This window comes from Haloferula helveola (assembly GCF_037076345.1).
Classification (GTDB): Bacteria; Verrucomicrobiota; Verrucomicrobiia; order Verrucomicrobiales; family Akkermansiaceae; genus Haloferula; species Haloferula helveola.
Window position 1 is genome coordinate 4,224,683 of the sequence record NZ_AP024702.1, and the last position, 20,225, is coordinate 4,244,907.

Sequence of the window (20,225 nt, forward strand, 5' to 3'; positions counted from 1 at the left end):
GAGGTCGTCACTGATCGGTCAAATTCGCTTCCCGCTCAAACTGGGCGAGCATCTCGGGCAGGGCAAGGCGCCCGCGGGAGTACTTGGCGGCCTCCGATTCCGGGAAGTCCCAGCGGCACCGGTTGTAGCGGCGGAAGGCCTCGGGCACGTTGTTCGCCATGCGGTAGCTCTCGCCGGCCCAGAACAGCGCCTGCGCGGTGAGCTCCTCTTCGGGGAAGCGCTTTACGAACTCGTCGAACGAGTTCCCCGCCTTGCCGTAGGACTCGGCCTTGTAGTGGCACTGGCCGATCCGGAACGCGATCTTCGGTGTCCACTCGTGGTTCGGGAACTTCTCGAGGAACTTGGCTCCGACGCTGGCCGCGACACCGTATTCCTCCTTGTTGTAGAAGTGCTCGTTGATCCGGAGCATCACGTTCGCGATGAGCGGGCTCTTCGGGTAGGTCGCGGCGAGTGTGACGTAAGACTCGAGCGCCTCGTCGAGTTGCCCGGCTTCCTCGTAGCACTGGCCGAGCTTGTACTGGGCATCCGGGGCGAGTTCGTGTTCCGGGTGGCCGCGGACGATCGCCTTGTAGGAAATGATGGCCTCGTCCCATGCTTCCATCTCCTGCGCGAACTGGCCGAGCAGGTAGGCGACGCGGGGCGCGTACTTCGGATCCGGGTAGTCGACCTGAAGCTCGTGGAGCACCCGGCGGCCCGCCGCGAGCTCGGCCTGGGCCTCGTTCTCGCGTTCGAGTTTGAGATGGCTCTTGAACAACTCGAAGTGGCTCTCGGCGATGTGGAACTGCGTCTGGATCGCCAGCTCGTCGTTTTTGTAAACCTTGCTGAAGGCGTCCATCTCGCCGTCGGTTCCGACCGCGACCGGTAACTGCAATTCGATGATCGGCAGTCCCTCCGGCGTCTGCGGAACGTTGTCGAGGTAGCCGACGGTCAGGGTGTCGCCGAAGAAGCACTCGATCTCACCCTGCGAGTTGCCGCTGATCGGCTTCGGCGCCGCCTTGAGCGGAAAGGACCCGCTGAACACACCGCTGTGCGAAAGCGTCTCCTCAAGCTCGAGCGTCTCGTCCTCACCGGACTCGGTCTTGATTCGGACCATCGCCTTGTCGCGGTCATCGGAGAGATCGAGATCGGGATCCTGCAACCAGAGGAAGGCCTTCTTGCCGACGTGCGCGATCTCGGCGTCCTCCTGATACTCCTCGTCGGTGATCCGCAGGGTGGCGGCGCTGGCCAGCTCCGCGCTGGCGGTGCGCTGGACGGCCTCGGCCGTCGGACGGCGCTCGTCGCTGTAGCTCGCGGTGAAGCGGTCATTGCCGAGGACGTTCAGGACAAGCAGTCCGACCTGCTTCTCCTCGCCGTCGTCGAGCAGCTCCTCTTCCGTTTTCGGCGGCGCAAGCACGCGGCCAACCCCGGGTTTCTTCACAGTGCCGTCGGCGGGGACCATGGTAGCGCTTTCGATTCCTCCGAGCAGCAGCGGTATCTGTCCGGCGAAGCGGCCCTCGAGCAGTGCGGGGTTGCGGACGTCGTCCATCGCGGCGGTTTCGGGGGCGAAGCTTCGGGACAGGACGCACTCGACCTGCACCTTGGTGCCTTGGGTGGTGGTCACTGCGACGGTCACGGTGCTGCGCGCGTCTTTCGCCTGGTCGGGGTCGATGACCTCGATGGTGAGCGGCAGCTGGTAGTCGACCTTGGCAACGTGGTCGGGCGGGGGAGTGGTGGCGACCGGGACGAATCCGACGGGGCCGTCGACCTGCTTGCCGCTCTCGACGATCTGGATCCGGCCTTCGGTCGGTTCGTTGAGGAAGATGACCGACTCGCGATACGCGGCGTGTCCGGGGAAGGTGTTCTGCTCGTCCTTGTATCGGATGTAGACCTTGTCGCCCTGCTTGACGACAAGCTTGCCCTCCTCGGGCTCGGGACTGGTATCGATGTCCGCCACGAACACTCCGGTCGAATCACCGGTCTCGGTTGCGGTGACCGTCTTCGCCGGCTCGCCATTGAGCAGAATCTCCACTTCGACCTCGTCGCGCTCGATGCTGGTGTCGAGGTCGTAGTCGGTGACCTCAGCGACGATCCGTTCGCCCGGCTCGATGCGCAGTAGCTCTTTCCGCGAGCCCTTCACCGTGCCGTCACCGCTACGGTTGAAGTCGTAGGTGATCGGGATGATGCCGCCATTGTGGTAAGTGGCGGTGAGCGAGGCGGTCAGGAGTTTGTTCCGCTGCTCGCCGCCGGCCGTGATCTCGTCGAGGTAGGAGATCTGGATCGTGTCGCCGGGCGCGAGTTCGAGGATGTCGTTCTTCGCGAGCTCCAGCACGTCTTCCGCAGGCGGAACGTGCTTGGTGCCGCCGCCGGAAACCTCGACGTTGCTGATCGCGACCGCCTCGCCGCGGTATTCGAGAATCTCGCAGTCGATGAAACGCAGCTCGTGCTTCGGCAGGGTGAGCTTCCAGGTGTTTTTCTCCTGCGCGACCGTCCCTGCGAGCGGGCCTTCGATCTTCGGATAGTCGGCGGCCTTCTCGAGACTGAGGTCGGCTTCCCCGAACGGCCGCAGCGTGACGTTGGCGGATTGCGGGTTCTCCCTCGCGCGGAGCACCGCGGCGCCCGGTCCGCCTGCCGTTACCACCGCCACAGCGGCGATCTCGTGGATGCCGCGCTTGGCGAAAATGTCGGCCTCGCGTTCGGGCTCGCCCATCGGCATTTCAAGTCGACCATCGACCATCAACGCGACCTGCTGACCTGTTACGGTGAAGCGCATGCCGCCGTCGCGCTCCTGCAGGAACGGTCCGGTCCAGATCAGGAAGTAGGCATCCTCGCCCTCGGCAGGGGGCTCCCACGAAAGCGTATCGACTGTCTTGGTCTCGGTCGGTTCTTCCTTTCCGGCGAGCCCGACGATGTCCTGCCAGCTGTACGATGGGCGAAGCTTGTCCTTCTGCGTCTTGTAGATCCGCAGGGTCATCGACTTGTCATCGAAGTCGATCGGCGGATCCGCTTCAGGGGTGGGGAAACGGGCGAGCGTGTAGCGGAAGCGTCCGTCGTGGCTGCCGCGGAGATGCATGCGCACCGGAGCTTCCGCTTCGGCGTCGGGTGAGGTGAAGACCACCGCGTCGACTTCGCGCAGTTCCTTCAGGTCCACCGAGAGCGACTTCGGAGCGGCGCCATCGGGTTCGCTGCGCCATACGGTCTCGAGGCTGTGGTCGATCGCCATCAGCGGGTTGTGGTCGAGGGCGGAGTCGGTCGCCTGTGCGCCGGCCGGTAGCTCGCCGGTCCGCACCGTGCCGGTGAAGACTCCGCCGTGCTGGCTCTCCTCGGTGAGGTCGATCTGAACCTCGTCGCCGCTCGACGCCGCAATCTTGACCGGCACCGGGTCCGGCTCGGCCGTCCGGTCGCGGTCGCCGTCCTTGACCTGGATGTAAACGAGATTGCCGGGCTTCACCTGATTGCCCGGCCGCTTGTCGGCCTTGCCCAGCTCCTCCTCGGCCTCCTTTTTCAGCGCCTCGGTGAAGGTTTCGCCTTCCTCGTCGAGGATCTGGCTGCTGGCGACCTTGAGGTGGCCGTCGGACGCGACCCGCAACCGTGTCGCGCTGAGGAACTCGAACTGGAACTCCTTCTTGAAGTCGGCCGGGTAGTCGACGGTGATCGTGTCGCCGCCGGTGATCTGGAGGGTGCCGTCGCCGACGCTGGCGACGCCCAGTTCGGTCGGCATGTCGCTCAGGAAGATTCCTTTGCCCGCACCACCGCTGGTGAGAAAGGAGCTTTCCTCGTCGCCGCCCGGATCGGTGCGCACCACCACCGGAATGCGGGTCTCGCCGCGGCTGATGCCGAGGTCGGTGTCCTGCACCACGACCGACAATGCTTCGCCCGGAGTTTGCCAGAGCAATGAGTCGTGTCCGAGGCGGCCGACCGTGCGCAGCGTTTCGAGCTGCGTCAGGTAGCGCTGCTCGATGCCGTAGACTTCGGCCAGGTTGAAGAGCGTCTCATTCGCCAGTTCGGCGTCGGGGGCGCGTTCGAGGACCTCGAGGAAAATGCGCCGGGCGGCGTCGTTGTTCTCCTGGCGGATTTCGAGGACGCCGCGCAGGAAGTCGGCGCGGATCGTGACCTGCGGGTTCGGGCTTTCAGACAGCTCGACGAAGATCTCCTCGGCCTGGTCGTACACTTTCTGAGCCATGAAGGTCTCGCCGATGCCGAAGCGGGCCTCGATGGCTTCCGGTTGGTCCTTGTAGCTGTTGAGCACGGTCGTGAACTCCGCACGGGCGATGTCGTACTGCTGGGAGTGCTGGTAGTTCCGGGCGAGCAGCAACTGGACTCGCGCCTTGTCGCCGATCTCGACGTTTTCCGACTCGCCGTGCTTGATCATCCAGCCGCGCAGGATGTCTTCGGCCCGCCGTTGGTCTTCCTCGGTGCCCTGCTGGATGTGGGTATTGGCGGCGAACAGGACCAGCTCGACCGGGACCTCGTCGCGATGTGAATCAAACAGGCTACGGTTCTTGTAGTAGGCCTGCTCGGCCAGCAGTTCCTCGCCGAGCCGGAGGTGGAGAATGATCTGCAGCAGCGGCGCGATCGGGCTGTCTTCCGGGATGTCCGCGCTCAGGCTGCCCATCCGTCCGTAGGCCTTCCGGAGCAGCGTGCGGGCGGAGTCCATCTCGTTCTTGCCGACGCCGCGGATGGTATTGAGCAGGCCGTTCAGGATCACCGCGGCAAGCTGGAAGTCCTCGCGGGCGATCGCTGCCTGGGCGTGGGGGTAGATGCGGTTCCAAGACTCGTGGTGGGAGTCGGAAAGGAGCAGGGCGCGGTGCGCTTCGAGCAGGCGGGAAATGCCTTTTTGGGCGTTTGGCAGAAGTTCGAGGCCGGCCTCGGTGCTGACGCGGCGGATGCCGAGGTCGCGAACCATCCGGTAAACCCGCGCCTTCTTCTCGTCGGACCATTCCTTGGAGTTCCGGGCCGACTCCATCCAGCTCCGTGGCGGCCACTCGCTCAGCTCCCACGACTCGAACGGCCGCTGTTCGGCGCGTTGCTTCGACTCCTTGAGGACGCGCTCCATCCTGTCGAGGTCATCTGCCTTCAGGGCGAGTTCGGCGAGGGCGGCGGCGTAACTTCCCTGATACGGCGTGGTCGCGGCGAAGCGCGGTTCGAGGAACGAGCGGGCGGCGGGCGGTTCCATTCGGCTGGCGACCCGCAGCGCGCAGTTGACCGACTCCCAGTGGTTCGGATCGGCATCCATCCGATCCCGCCACCAGGCGAGCGCCTCGTCCTTCATCTCGATCTCCCACATGATGTCGCCGAGGCGGGTCGCGTGGTAGAGCGGGTTCGGGCTCGTCTTGATCGACTCCCGGATCCACGGGATCGCCTTGCGGATGACTTCCGGATTCCGGGTTTCAATGAGGCGCAGCCAGGTGTCGTGGTGCGCCCCCTGCGACGGCAGGCTCAGCAGGTGGCGGATCGCCGCGGGCTTCTGCTCCTTGTCGTCCGAGTGGAGTGATGCCTCGAGCCAGCCTTCGGCGGCTTGCAGGTCCTTCGGGTAGCTCTTGCAGAGACTCTGAAAATACTCGGCCGCTTTCTTGAGCGCGCTGCCGCCGAAGTGGTGTCGGTAGTTCTCGGCGAGTCGGGTCATCAGGATCCGCTTCTGCTCATCTGTGGGGTTCCCTTGGAGGAGCTGTTTGCACGCTTGGCCCGACTTTCCGCCCTTTTCCCAAACCGCGCGCCAGAGCTTGGCGGTTTCGCCGTTGCCGACGGTCCGTCGTGCCTCCTGCCACGCACGGTTGCGGTCGCGGTCCTTGGCATCCCATTTCCAGACCCGTTCCTGGAATTCGGGGCGATGCGGGAAGCGCTTGGCGCTTTCGACGACGAGGTGGAGATCCGCTTTGAAAGAGGCATCGTCCGGTGCGGAGCTCAGCAGGAACGCCACGACTTGCTCGGTCCAGCCGTCGCCGGTGGGGGATTTTGTAATGAAGTCCCGGGAGACCGCCCGCGCTTTGGCGGTGTTTTTCATGCGGTCGCGGTAGAGTTCGAGGGCGAGCACGGCGCGGAGCTTGCCGGCGTGATTGGGATTCTTCGCGATGGCATCGAGCAACGCGCGTTCGGCCTGGGCGTGGTTGTCCCCCGACCACTCGACCACCGCCCGGGGCATGTCCTGGCTGTGGGCATCCACGGCCATGATCTCCGATGCGAGAGCGAGCGCCTTGGCGTCCTGTTTCGCATCGTGGGCAGCGCGTGCAAGGCGACCGAGAAAATCGTAGCGATCCTCCGCTTTCGGGAAGCGCTCCATGTATTCGCGGATCACCGGCTCGATCTCGGCAGGGGGGCGCTTCGCACTCAGCATCGCGTTGATCAGGCCGCGGTGGGGATCCGGGCTGCGGCGGGCGAGCGCCTTGCGGAACGATCCGATGGCGTTCTCGTGTTGTCCAAGTCGCGACTCGAAGCTGCCGGTGTGCGACCAAAGCTTCTCGGTGTCGGCGGCGTTGAGCGGGGCATTGCGACGGATCAAGGTCTTGCCGATCTGAAGCCCGTCGGCCCAAAGCTCGGCGCGGCCGGACATTTCCATGCCAACGAGGCCGACGCCCGTGAGGACCGAATCGGTCGGGATCTTCTCGACCATCGCCTTGGCGAGGCCCGCCGCGAGCCGGTTGCCCTCGGCGCTGGATGCTTGCTGGTAGAGCTTCAAGGCCCGCACACCGGTGTCGACATCCGCTCCGGCGCGCCAGTTGTCGTCGAGTGTTCTCGCGGCTTGGATGATGCGCCCGGTCCGTTCCATCGAGGTTGCGAAATGGTCACGAGCGGGGATCGAGAGGGGGGAGTCGGGGTATTTTTCGAGGAACTGCCGGACCGTCGCGAGGACGTCGTCGTGGCGCGAGGCGATCGCGTAGCCGTCGATCAGCTTGAGGATCACCTCGGGGCGTTTCGGGTGGTCCGGCTGGGCGCGGGAGAACTTCCCGGCGGTCCGGATCAGCCCGAAGACCTGCTCGTCCTTCTCGTAGAGGTCGATCAGTTCGAGCATCATCGAGGCGGCCGCGTCGGACGCTTCGGCGGTCTCCTTCAGGCGGGCTTCGAGGTCGGCGGCGCGGTCCTGGGCGGCGACGTGGCCGACGCCGAGCAGCAGGACAAGGGTGAGGCAGCGGAGGGTTTTCAAGGTGCGGCGGAGGTGGCCTTTTTCAGGGCGTCCACGATCTTCTTGGCTTCCGGGGCGATCTCGCTTTCCGGGAAGTCGTTGATGAGTTGGTCGAACTTGCGGCGGGCCTCGGCCTTGCGACCGAGCTTGTAGAGGCAGCGCCCGTAGTTGAAGAGGATGACGTCGAGGAAGTTGGCGTCGGGGTAGTCGGCGAGGACGTTCTCGAAGACGTCGACCGCCCGCGCGTAGTCCTCCTTCTGGTAGTAGAACGAGGCCATCTTTGCGACCGCGTCGCCGACCCGGCCGGACTCCGGAAAGCTCTCGTAAACCGCCTGATAGGCGAGGAAGGCCTGCTCGAAGAGCCGCTCGGATTGCTGGGCCGGGGCCTTGAGCGCCATCTGCTCGTAGCACTCGCCGACGTAGAACTGGCCTTCGCCGCGAAGCTCGCTGTTCTGCAGTTTCGAGAGGCTCGAGTAGAGACTGATCGCCCGGGTGTAGCTCTCGCGCTTCCGTTCGACATGCGCCTGCTGAAGCATCGCCTCGTCGACAAACGCGCTGGTCGGGAATTCCGCCTGCAGGCGGCGGCTCATCGCCAGCGCGAGATCAAGCTCGTCCATGGCGAAGTAGATCCGCCAGAGCTGGACGTAGGTTTCCTCAAGCAGCTTGCCTCCGACGCCGCGTGCGCCGTCGAGAATGCCTTCGCAAACGAGAAGCGCCTCGTCGTATTTGAGCTGCGCCTTCTCATCGAGGCCGAACTCTTTGTAGTGATTGCCAACCTGCGTCAGGGCGGATGCGGTGCGCAGGCGGGTCTTAAGCTCAAGTTCTTCATCGGAGATCTCGGTCTTGGTCACGCGCATTTCGCCGAGGTTGCCCTCGATCACCTTGGCTTCGGCGGTGCGGGTGAGCGGGCCTTCGCCAAGGTTCACCTTGTCGAGATAGACGAGCCTCACGACCTCGCCGGGTTCGGCATGAACGGCATTCGGGACGCCGCTGCCGGGCTGGAGGGGAACCGAGATCCGGAACACCCCGCTGTCCTCGCTCTCGCGGAGCGTGACCGGCATCGAGCGCACGAGTTTCAGCGGATCAATCCGGTCCTTCAGGGTCTCGCCTTCGGGGGCTTCTTCAAGTTCGCCATTGGCCACGCGCTCGGCGATCTCCTCGTCGATCTCGTCCTCGGTCTTGCGGCGATAAACCTGCACGGTCGCCTCCAGCGTGTCGGGCTCGGCGGTGGTGTCGTGGTCGGCGTCGGTCACCTGCAGGTGAAGCGGCTTGCCGAGCACCGCCGCCTGAAGGTCGTGCTGGTAGGAGCCGTCGGTGACGCGGGCGTTGCCGTTCCCGACGACGAACACCTGCTTGCTGCGGGGGGTGTCGAAGGACTTGTCTGCGGTGTGGGCATCGACGTAGGTCACCGTGATCGCGTCACCACCGCGGACCTCGAGATTGCCGTTGCCGGGGGTGGCGGTGCCGAGGTTCGTCACGATGCTGCCGAGCGTCAGCTTCGCCTGTCGGCCGACCGGATCGCACATCACCGTTTCCTTGTCGCCGTTCTTCGTTTCGCAGCTCACCTCGACCTGCTGGCCCGGCTCAAGGATGGCGAAGTCCTTGTCGTCGATCTTGATGTAGAGCCGCTTGCCGGCCTCGACCTTCTCGATCTTGGAATCCTGATCCGAGAGGGCGGTGCCGACCTTCTCCAGCGCCTCGATCGCCCGGCTGTAGTGGCCCTGTTTGAAATGGCCGAGGCCGATGTAGTAGTAGGCCTCGTTGACTTGGGACGACGCCGGGAACTTCTCGATCACCTCGCGCATCACCTTGAAGCAGGCGCCATAGCGGCCGGCTTCGTAGTGGCAGGTGCCGGTCTGGAGGAAGGCGTACGCACGGAGTTCGTCGTCCGGGTTGTCCTCGCCGGCCGCGGCCTCGTAGTGGACGCGCGCCTTGTCGAACTCGCGCAGCTCCTTGAGCAGGTGATCGGCCAGACGCAGGTGGGCGTCGAAGCGGACCGGGCTGCGCGGGTAGCGCTCGATGACCGATTCCCAGACCTCGAGGGCCTTCTCGTTTTCCCCGAGCTCAAGCCGGGCGTCGCCGGCCTGGAGCAACTTTCGGGCGGCGCGGTCCTCGACGATCGAGCCTCGCTCGGCCGCGGGCGGATCTTGGGAAAACGCCGGGGCGGAGAGGGCGAAAATGGCCAGTAGCAGTCGGGCAGTTCGGGACACGACCCTTATACGAGCATTTCGTGGATGGGCTGTCCCTCTTTCCGCACCACTCGCATCGGCCGCCCGTCGTGCGTGTAGAGCTCCTTGTTCAGGTCGATTCCAAGAGCCGCGAGCACCGTGGCGTGGATGTCGTAGGTGTTCACGACCCGTTCGGCCGGATCCATGCCGTCCTCGTCGGAGGCGCCGATGATCGAGCCGCCCTTGACGCCGCCGCCGGCCATGAAGGCACTGAACACGCGGGCCCAGTGATCGCGACCGCCGCCGTCGTTGATCCTAGGGGTGCGGCCGAACTCGCTGAGCACGATGACCAGCGTCTTGCTGAGCAGGCCGTTCGCGTTGAGGTCGCTGATCAGCGAGGCGATCGCGGGGTCCATCGTCGCGCCGTGGTTGCGCATGGCGTCGAAGATGTTGCCGTGGTTGTCGAAGCCGCCGCGGTTGACCTGGACGAAGCGCACGCCCTTCTCGACCAGCCGACGGGCCAGCAGCGCGCCGCGGCCGAACTCGGTCTCACCGTAGCGCTCGACCGTTTTCGGGTCCTCGTCCTTCAGGTCGAAGGCCTTCAGCGCCGGGCTTTCCATCAGGGCGACCGCGTCCTTGAGCGCGGTTTCAGCGGCCTTGTACTGCTCGGCGCCGGTCTGGCCCGTGGTGCGGGCGTTCATCTTGGCGAGAATCTCGAGGCGCTTCATGCCGCGCTCGTGGTGAATGCCCTCGGGGAAAGTCAGGTAGGGGTCCTTGTCGCCCGGTCGGCCGACGTAGTAGGCCTCGCATTGCTGGCCGAGGTAGCCGGCGCGGGCCGGCTGGCCGCTGATGCTGATGAAGGCCGGAAGGTCGCCGAGTGGTTCGCGCTCGTGGACGATCAGCGAGCCGAGTCCGGGGTGGGTGACATTCGGCGCCTGATTGAAACCGGTCTGCAGCTCGTACTGCGCGCGTCCGTGGTCGCCATTGGTGCCCTTGATCGAGCGGATCAGGGCGGCGTGGTGCATCTGCTTGGCGAGCTGCGGGAAGATCTCGGAGATCTCCATGTCCGGCACGCTGGTTTTGATCGGCGCGAACTCGCCCTGCACCTTGCGGCCCGGCTTCGGGTCCCACGTGTCGAGGTGGCTCATGCCGCCGCTGTTCCAGAAAAGAATCACGTGCTCGGCTTTGCCGCCGCCTTTCGGGGTCTGCGCGAGCAACTGGCTGATCGGCATTCCGAGGATCGACGCGCTGAACATCTTCAGCATGTGGCGTCTCGTGTAGTGGTAGTCTTGGCAACCGGACATGGGATCGATGGGTGTGTGGCTTCGCTGGGGCGGGCGGGTGGCTTCGCTTGGGTGGGCGGGCGGCTTTGGTAAGTGAGGCTAAGGCAGGAAACGGAATTCGTGGCTGTTGAGGAGCGCCCAGCGGAGGTCGGCCATGCCGTCTCTCGGGGTCGGGGCGGATTTGAGGATCTCGAGGGCGTCGGCGGTTTCCTCGCTGGTGGGAGTGCGGGTCAGGATCTCGCGGTAGGCCCACTCGATGGCGCGGTCGTGTTGCTCGAACTCCATCAGCTTGTTGAGCGGCTCCATCGGTCCGACGCGCGACGCCTCGTGCGTGAGGCGGCCGTTCATCATCATGAGCTCCTGACGCAGCGAGGCGAACTCCTCGCGGAACTGGCCGAGTCCGTCGCGAGCCGGCTGGCCGAAGACGCGGAGGAAGTGGGCGGGCGGTGCCGGGGTGGCCATCCGCATGGCGCTGTCGAAGCGCGGGTTGTCGTCGACTTTGTCGATCTGCTCCTCGATGCGGTACTTCATCACCATCGACTGCTTCTCCTTCTGCATCGCGGCCATCTTCTCGGCCTCGATCTGCTCGTCCGACTTCATCTTCATCGTATCGAGCTCGGCCTTTTCCTTCGGGCTCAGGATCGAGTTGAAATCGAGCGAGAGCGACGACTCGAGGTCGTAGCCGTCGCCGCGCTTCGGCATCGGCATCTTCGGCGCCATTTCGGCCGGCTCGTCGCTGGAGTCGGGAGTCACCGCGACCATCTCGCCGGTCGGCACGCGGACCTGGCGGACGATCTCCTTCATGTTCGCGCCGGCGGGCCACTTGAAATCATCGAGGTGGCCGGCGACGACCACGCTGTCGTAGAGAACCTCGCTGAGCATCCGGCGCACAGGCGCGGCGGCGAAGTGCTTCTCGGACGCCTCGCGCTGGACCACGCCAACATCGGCCGACAGGTGCGACCGCTGGTAGGCGTCGCTGAGCATGATGATCTTGATCAGGCTCTTGAGGTCGTAGCCGCTGGCGACGAACTCGTGTGACAGGAAGTCGAGGGTCGAGGCGTGCCGCATTTCGTTGTAATCGGAGAAGTTGTCGAGCGGCTCGACGAATCCGCGCCCGATCAGCTCGGCCCAGACGCGGTTGACGAAGGCGCGGGCGAAGTAGGGATTGCGCGGGTCGGTGATCATCGCTGCGAGCTGGTTGCGCAGCTCGCTGGCGCGGTAGATATCCTTCAGGACTTCAAGGTCGCGGCTTTCCTTCTTCGCTTCCTCCAGAACCGGATCGGACTCGCGGCCGACGGTCGGCTCGATCGAGTCGAGCAGGGCGTCGAGCGACGCGTCCTTCTCCCCCTCCTTGGCAGCGACTTCCGCCTGGGCGCGCTTTTCTTCGAACCGCTTCACCCAATGCGGCGGTGTCTCGAACTCGGCTTCGGAGAATGGGAAAGCGGGCGTGACCGGGCGGCGCTGGTCGGCCTCGGCCTTGTCTTCCGGCGGCCACAGGACCGTCATTTCGTGACCCTCGGTCGTATAGACCATGCCTCGCTGGCGACTCTGGACCTGCTTGGTCTTTCCGAAGAAGGCGGCCAGCTCGTAGAAGTCTTTCTGCTCCCAGTCGTCGAACGGGTGATCATGGCACATCGCGCAACCGATCCTGACGCCGAGGAATACCTGAGAGGTCGCGGCGGCGAGTTCCATCGGGTTGGTGTCGTCCCCGAGGATGTATCCGACCGCCGGATTGGCATTCGGTTTGCCGGAGGCGGCGATGAGTTCGCGGACCATCTCGTCGTAGGGTTTGCCCTTGGCGAGGCTCTTGTTGACGTAGGCAAGGAGCTGGTTGCCGCCGGTCACATTCGAGCGGATCCGCATCATGTCCGCCATGAAGATCGTCCAGCGATCGGCGAAACGCGGGTCCTTGAGGAGCTCGTCGACGAGTTTTTCGCGCCGGTCCGGTCCCCAGCTCTCGAAGCGCTTGATCTCCTCCATCGTCGGGATGCGTCCGATCAGGTCGACGGTCGCGCGACGGAGGAATGCCTCGGAGCCGATTGTCGGAGTGGTCACCACCTCCTCGTCGGCGTTCTCACGCTTGAGGATATCGTCGAGCATCACCGCGGCCTCCGCGAGATCCTTCGGCGCGCGATCGGGGATTGCGACCCGCTTGACCTCGGTCGGCTTTCGTTCCTCAAGGACGACGCCTTCCGGCCAGTTCGCCCCGGTGCGGACCCACTCGGTGAGCAGAGCCAATTGCTCGGAGGTGAGCGCCTGGCCCTCGTCGGGCATGAAGCCCTCGTCGATCGGGCGAAGGTGGGTGCGGAGGATCAGTTCGCTCTCGTCCGGCTTGCCGGGGACGATCGTGAACCCCTCGTCGCCGCCCTCCATCATGGCAGCGTGGGTCTCCATCCGGAGGTTGCCCTTGGCCTTGCCCTCCTTGTGGCAGCGGACGCAGTTCGACTCGAGGATCGGCTGGATGTCCCGGCGGAAATTCGGCGCGTCCCCGAACCCTGCGGTCGCGGTCGCCAACAGGCAGGGAATCAGAAGGGCGGAGGACTTGGACACGGCTTGGGAACTTCGGCGAAAATCGACTTCGATTCAAACCATTACCCCGCGCCGTTGAAATTCCTTACGTGATCTTTTCGCGAGAATCTCCGGGGGGTGGAGGTGCAGCCGGCGGGAAATCGCGAAATTCGCGAAAAGGCTCGGTGGAGTCGCAGAAAGGCTCGACAGGGCCGACTGCCGTCAGAACGGGTGCCGGTCCGGGATTTGGCGCAATTCCGCGAATGTCCGCGGTTCGCCCGGAGGTGTCACGGATCGAGCTTCCGCTGCTCGAGGCTGATGTTCCCCTCGGTCACGGTCTTCACCAGCTTGCCGTCGATCAGGATTCTCACCGAGCAGCCGATCAGCTGGTCCTTGCGACGTCCGCCGGGTTCCTTGACGACCGGCTGGATGAAGCTGGTGCCGTCCGGGTTGCGGACCGACTCGTTTTCGATGACCGGCTCCAGTTCTCCGGACACGATGCTGACCGGATCGGTGCGGAAGGTGACACGGCCGAGTTGGGTCAGCGTCTTGACGTCGATCGTGCCGCTCGCCTCCTTCGTCTCGCGCTCGGGCTCAAGGTAGCCTTGGACACCGTAGTAGACCGTGTATTCGAGAGTCACGTTGTCGTAGTCCCGCTTCGCCCGGTTGCTGATCTTGATCTCGTAACCGCTCGGGTAGATCCGGTCCTTGATCCGCTTCTCGGTCTTCTTGGTATACTTGTCGGTGTAGTCGTCGAGTTCGACGTCGATGCTGTCGGCCATCGCCAGCCGCTCGCCGTTCTCGATCACGAACTTCTGGTCCGCCTCGCTGAGGACATCGATTTTGAACTTTTGGGTCCGGCGGTCGATCTTGACGCTGACGATCTTCGTCTCCGGATTGTAGCCGGTCAGGATCCCGACGAAGCTCTTCTTGCCGTCGGCGCTTTCGAAGCGGCGCTTCTGGGCGAGAAGGTCGAGCGGGTCTGCCTCGGCGGGGATGAAGCTGAGGCAGGCGATCGAGACGAGTGCCGGAAGGAGAAGGGTGCGAGCACGCATGACGTGGTTAAGGCTGCCAAACCGATTCCTCGGGAACAAGGCGCAAGACGCCTGATTGCCCAGAGCGTGCGGGAGGGGTGGCTTCAGGCATCGCTAGTCAAAGGGTGATTCCGGGTGTGAGATGCGGAAAAAGGTCTGTGGAATCCCGGGGCTGTCGGTTCGCATTCGGATCTGCCAGTAAGGCCATTCGTAGGAGACGCTTACATTTGGCGGTAATCGGGTGGCCCAAGATGAGAGATCCGATGAGAACTGGAAATCGCTCGCCGGGTTCCCGTTGGAGTCCGCCGGGGCGATGAACTGGAATCGTAAAATGTTGCCCTCTCGATAGGGTGTCAGTGGCGGGTTATCTCCGGGCAGGGAGTAGGGGCTCGTGCCGTGATCCCAAAAAGTGCCCCCGTCCGGATGGGCTTCATCGGGGAGTACGAATACCGGGTAGCTGAGATTCTGTAGCTGGAACCATGACCGATCGTATTTGTCCTGAAGATTGAATACCGAGCGGCCAAGGTAGTAGGCGGTAGCTTGGCTGTAGCTGTGGTCGGGGAGCGTCGACGTGTAGTCCCCACCGATCCGGTGCAGCCGATGAGCCGTAGGGAACGGGAGCTCGGTCCAGATGTTGGTGGTGGTGTCGAATTCAAGGACTCCCTCGACCGACGGGAAGAGGATCTGATTCGGGCCGGTAGGCAATCCGGGATTGCGCGACTCGTGAGGGCTTTCCTTGAAAGATACCCTGCCGGTACGGATGTCGGTGAAGACGCCTCCGCTCCGACCGGTGCTCGAGAGGTAGAGGCTCTTCGCCCACCAGCCATTGGACAAAAGATTGGGTTCGACCGGATATACCGTAATCGGGATGCCATCAAAGGTTTCCAGCCGGCGGTCCGTCGCCACGTCCGGCCCGAAAGAACGGATCACGGAGGAGTCCGTGCGAGTGAGTAATCCGTTCGCGAGGTTCCACCGCAGGTCCTGACAGCGAAGCTGTTCGCCTGCGGCGTGGGATCCCGTGAGTGAGTGATCTCGGGTTGATTGGGGAAGAATTCGCCTCGTCCAAGAGTCGGTCTGCGGATCGAATGAGTCGACAATCGGGCGAAGGAGGATCGGATCCGTGTGACTGAGGTGGATTCGGCCGAGGGCGTCCATGGTCACCGATGCCTCGCTCTCCAACGTAACCGGAAGTGTCGAGTGCTGAGCCAGTACCCCGGATGAATCAAACTCGACCAATTGGTCTTCGGACACGGTGAGGAGATTCCCGACACGCGATGAGATGTCAGACGTTGGTCGGACTTCGACCCGGTAATCCCCGCCGGAGCGGGATGTTCCGCCACTCGTAACCGTGAGGCTATACTTGCCGTTGTCGAATACGGAGAGATCGCTCAATCGGAGAACAGGACCGGTTTGGTCCGGCAACACGAGGCCGTCGTGCTTCCACGCGAACGATTCCGGGCCATCACCCACGACCAGAGGGTAGATTTCAAGTGAACCTCCCTCGACAGCCACAAGGTGCTCCTCACGCCAGCGCGGGCCAGGGGGGCGTTGCAAGCCGAGATCGATAAGTCCCAGCGCGGCATCGAATCCAAGCGGGGAGTGGTAGCCGGGGATCTCCCTTTGGGCCAACTGCAGTGTTCCGTCCGGCAAAGAACTCACCGCGTGAGATTTCTCGGGTATCCTACGACGGCGGAGTTCGGCACCGGTGGAGGGGTCAAAGCAAAGGAGCCACGACTCGCGGCTGCTGATCCTGTCGATCAGCACAAGGGTCTCGTCCAGCCAGCATCCCGCGACCGGGTTGATGCAGGAGATGTGGGCTGCCGAGGATGGGGCATCAACGGAACGGGCACCACCCGGCCACGAGAAGATCCAAGGTGATTCCGGGTCCGGAATGACCAGCGGTCGCGTCAGAGGCGAGTGTCGGCCCAGTTCTTCCACGAAGTTCGAACCGATCGAAAGGGTCCATCCGGACGAATCATTGCCTCCGAAGCCGAGTTGGATCGGAATCCCGGTTTCCGGGTCGAAGGTGCCTGTTCTCAGTCCGGGCTGGACAGTTGGTCCGAGGGACACACCGTCGAAACCATAGGCCTGCGTTCCTGATGGGGTGATCACGATGAGGCGCCCGGGTTCGACCGCCAAGCCTTCACCGCCCGGAGCTACAGGGAACTCGAACGCTGGTTCGAGGCCATCGCCGATCGGATCGATTCGGATGCGGCGCTCGATTCCCGGGCCCGCCAAGAGTGTGCACAGATAGGCTCCGTCCGGAGTCACGAGGGCGTCCAGCACGACTCCGCCGAGATCAATGACTTCAGGGACGGAATCGGGACTGGAGTGGCGGGCTATCAGTCCCTGCTCGGCATGGACCGCCCAGAAGGTTCCGTCGGGTTCGAAATGGCCGAGTCGAGGCGTTCCGACGGCAACCGGGAAGCCCGAAGGCCTGAAGGGGAAGCAATCGATGGCGGAGGCGCTGACTTCACGGACCGTCCAAAATGGATCCCGTTCGAGGCTGCGACCAACAACGTGAACTTTGCCTTTCGAGGCCGAGACGACGTGTTCCCGGGGACTGACGGGTGTGGACGCCACCACGTCCAGTTGGGTGTCAATGATCCGGATTTGTGACTCGTCCCTGACCAGGAACCGCTCATCCACTACAAGGCCTCCATCGAACCAAGGCGCGAGACCGCCAATAGGCAGCTCGAAGTTGGTCTGGCCGAACACCGGCCCCTCTCCGCTCAACAGCATGCCGGCATTTCTCCAGTGCCGAATCTCAGCGCCAAGATTCTGAATCGGAGTTCGCTCAACCTGAACCGTAGTGAACGTTCCTTCCGGTTCCTCCCTGTAGGATGAGATATCGTCGCCGGAGAAGGCGTAGAGCAAGCCGGTTTCGACATCCGGTGTGGCGCACGCCATAGTCAACCACTGGAGAGACGTTTCGCCCGTTGGGATTTTTCGGCTCACCAACTCCGGTGGGACGACGACATGGATCCAGTCACCTTGCGCCCAGAAGAAGGGTGTGGCGGTGATGTAGTCCCGTGTGTTCGAGGCAATGCCCTCGAAAGGCTTGGGCCCGCCGGGAGTCAGTCGGAAGACGTTCTTGTTTGTCGCTACGAAGATTCCGGCATCCGAAACATCGATACGGCGGGTCAGGTGGTAGAGGCCGGTTTGTATCGGAGGCAACCAGGACTCAAGGATGAGGTCGTAGCGGTCGACTTCTCCGGTATCGTGTCGCAGAAGATAGATGACGTCGTCATGGCGGGCGTACCAGTCCGATGCCTCTTTACTGTCGAAGCGTGTTCCGTGCGCGTAGTTCGTCTGGCCTATGATCTCGCCTGCAGGCGTGCCCAGATTGACTCGGTACAGGACTCTTATTCCGGCTGGCGCCGAGTAGTCGACAAAGGCCCGTGCGCCCGCATCAAGTTCACGCAGGCGCTGCCAAGTCACACCGTCGTCGTCGGATCGCTCGATGAAAAGATAGTCCCAGTCCGGTTCGGGTGGATTGATGATCGAGAGCTGGTGCAGGCCCAGTGATCCAGCGCCGACCTTGGTGCGGATCTGTCGACCGGTGTCCGCCAGACCGCCGGGTGAGAACCGCACCGGAGGTGAGGCGGCCACGGGCGCCCCGATCCGGAGAACACGGAGCGTGTAGTCGTAGCTGAACGCCGGGTCGGCGGCGGTATGGACGAACTCCTCGGAATTCTCAGGAAGCAAGACCTGCTCGCTTGAGCCGCCATCGGTTCGCTCGATATCGAGGCGATAGCCGGACTCGGCGTTGAACAGATCGTCCCACCGAATGACCACCGCTCCCGACTCGTCGAGGCGGATCCTCGGATACAACGCCTCGCTGGTGTAGTCTGAACTGCTGCCGAGTGTCGTGAAGGTAACCGGATCGCTGACGGATTCATGATACTCACAGATGGAACGAACCCTGACTTCGTAAGAAGTTCCGGCAGACAAACCGAGGACCGTGGATGTGGTCGCTTCAGGCGGTGCGATACCCCCCGTTTGCCATGCGGAACTCCCGAGGGCACGCCACTCGGTCAGTAGGGCTTCGGAGAACGCGGTCGAAGGTGGGGTCCACCTGAGTCGGACCACTTTATCCGTTAGCGCATCGACGGCGATGCCGGTCGGTGTCGCAGCGGGGCGGGGGGATTCCTCCACCGGAGTCAGATCCTCCAGCAACCGGGTGAAGTGAAGGTTCCCCGTCGTGTCCCTGCCAATGGCGACGACTTCTCCTTGATGATTCCGGATGGCGATCGGTTCCAGAGGCAGCTCGATTCGGGTGGAGGGCATCAGGTGGCCGAGTTCCCGCCGCTCGATGAAAGCGGTGCCAGGAAGCCCGGGGCGGATCGTGAAAAGGAGCGAGCCGATCCAAGTCGCATCGAGAACCTCGGTTTCCAGATCGAATCGCTCCCGAAACACCTCCGTGATCTGGATGCAGTCGTCCATGGCAAGAAAGTGACCGCCGTCGGACGCTGCCGAAAATGACGAGGTAACCGCGGCTCCGTTCTCGGGTTCGTCGGTGGCGACGGCGACAAGATTGTTCCCGAGGTATTGGTAGCGCCGCACTCGAGATTCGGAGTCGTTGTAGACCACGGAGGAAGATGTCTCATCCCAAACGGCGGGAGAAGCCCCCATCAATTCGCTCGGGACAGTTCCGCCCTGGGAGCCCGTGGCGAAGTTGAATGCGACGTTGGTTGTCGAGCCCGACTCCCTTCTTCGGAGGATCAGGTCCCGGTCGGTGACGAGTCGTTGATCGGTGGAACTCGATGGCCCGCCGCCCAAGGGGGAACCTTCCCATGCGGGGAAGGCGGTGAAGTCGGCAAAGACAGGATTGGAAGCGGTCACGTGGGAGGACCAGGCGACCCGGGCGAGACCGGGTTGGGCATCGACATTCCCGGCGCGAGGGATCGGAAAGGGGTCACCGAAGAGTCCCGAGTCGAGATCGAACAGGTGCGCCCATTCCCTGCTCGCATTGCCGATGAGCACGCGGCCGTCCTTGAGCATCTGGTAGCCGAGCAGGGATTCGGGCCTCCCGACATGGGGAGGCAGAATGACGGGCCGGGTTGCGAAGGGAGCCTCGTTGATCGCCCGCCTCTGACCTTGGGCATTTCCCCCGATCGCGAGAACCGCATTCCTCTGAAAGCTGACGTGCGAGCTCGAGCGGGTTGTGTTGTAGGTCGCGAGCAGGGTGCCATCATGATCATAATGGCGCAGTCTGAGCCCTTGGGCCACGATGCTGCTTCCGGCGGTGAGATGGGCCGCAGCCGCAATGGTTGAACCCAGATCCGCGACCACGGATCCATCATCAAGGAGTCGTAGGCTGCCATCTGGCAGCCACGCCCGCGTTCCTCCGGGGTCGGGTTGCAACCACAGAGAACCGCTGACGCCACGTTGGAAGCTCGTGGTGGCGAGCGAGAGGATCTGCGGAGAATCGCCTGCCTGAAGCGAGATGAGTTCAATCCCGCTCCCGGTACTGCGGATTCCGATCAAACGATTCGAGCGCTCGGACCTTTTCCAGATATAGGCGGAACCGTCGGCGATGCCATCGATCGTTCCAAGGTTGGCCCCGCTGAACCGGTCGAGCCGCAGGATCGGACTTCCGTTCCGGATGACGAACAGCTCACGTCCAAAGAGGAAGATATCACTCGCACCCGCGGGATCGATCCACAGCGGAGTTGCCGAGCCACCAACGGTGGAACTCGTTACGGTGTCACCGTTCAGCCTGAAAATCTGGATGCCGTCGGTAGCAAACCGCTCCGCGGCCGGGGAGCGAATCGTTCGATCGAAGCCCGATCCGGTCCCGACGAATTCCGCGATTCCGGTGCTGTGACGGACGAACACCCGGTTATCCAGCTCAACGAAATCCGAAGCCACGGACTGGCCGTTCAGGAAAGCGAGGCAACACGCGAAGACGATGGATGATAAGGGACGGAGCATCAGCTGATAGGGAAACCGCCTCATTCCGGCGGTTGGGTGAGGAACGGGCAGGAACGTGGATGGGCCTTGGCGCCGATCAATGGGAAAATCGGGGGAATGCTGATTGGTTGGCGTCTTTCGTTGGATTCAGGCCGGACGATGGCACCGCCCACTGACTAAGGAATCGGAGAGAAAGTCTCAATCCGGTCTCGATGGCGGA

At 63.5% G+C, this 20,225-nt stretch carries 6 protein-coding genes; all 6 read right to left on the reverse strand.

Features of this window, described 5'->3' with window-relative positions:
* Positions 1–7: 7 nt before the first annotated feature.
* Positions 8–7,117 (reverse strand): tetratricopeptide repeat protein, encoded by a 7,110-nt coding sequence (locus HAHE_RS15965; RefSeq protein ID WP_338685792.1) that lies wholly within the window; start codon positions 7,115–7,117, stop codon positions 8–10.
* On the reverse strand, positions 7,114–9,306 hold the full coding sequence (locus tag HAHE_RS15970) for a tetratricopeptide repeat protein (protein ID WP_338685794.1): 2,193 nt from the start codon (positions 9,304–9,306) through the stop codon (positions 7,114–7,116). The genes HAHE_RS15965 and HAHE_RS15970 overlap by 4 nt, the downstream gene beginning before the upstream one ends.
* Before the next feature lie 5 nt (positions 9,307–9,311).
* Positions 9,312–10,568, reverse strand: a complete 1,257-nt coding sequence (locus tag HAHE_RS15975; RefSeq protein ID WP_338685796.1) for a DUF1501 domain-containing protein — start codon at positions 10,566–10,568, stop codon at positions 9,312–9,314.
* Between the two features lie 78 nt (positions 10,569–10,646).
* Complete coding sequence (locus HAHE_RS15980) at positions 10,647–13,097, reverse strand: DUF1553 domain-containing protein (protein WP_338685798.1); 2,451 nt, start codon at positions 13,095–13,097, stop codon at positions 10,647–10,649.
* 245 nt (positions 13,098–13,342) lie between these two features.
* On the reverse strand, positions 13,343–14,110 hold the full coding sequence (locus tag HAHE_RS15985; protein WP_338685799.1) for a hypothetical protein: 768 nt from the start codon (positions 14,108–14,110) through the stop codon (positions 13,343–13,345).
* Positions 14,111–14,203: 93 nt separating this feature from the next.
* The gene (locus HAHE_RS15990) at positions 14,204–20,026 is read right to left on the reverse strand and encodes a fibronectin type III domain-containing protein (RefSeq protein WP_338685801.1); all 5,823 of its coding nucleotides are present in this window, start codon (positions 20,024–20,026) and stop codon (positions 14,204–14,206) included.
* Positions 20,027–20,225 lie beyond the last annotated feature (199 nt).

Bases quoted from the DNA above. Each gene is read 5' to 3' on its own strand.
- HAHE_RS15990 (WP_338685801.1), bottom strand. From the start codon at position 20,026: ATGCTCCGTCCCTTATCATCCATCGTCTTCGCGTGTTGCCTCGCTTTC.
- HAHE_RS15985 (WP_338685799.1), bottom strand. From the start codon at position 14,110: ATGCGTGCTCGCACCCTTCTCCTTCCGGCACTCGTCTCGATCGCCTGC.
- HAHE_RS15975 (WP_338685796.1), bottom strand. From the start codon at position 10,568: ATGTCCGGTTGCCAAGACTACCACTACACGAGACGCCACATGCTGAAG.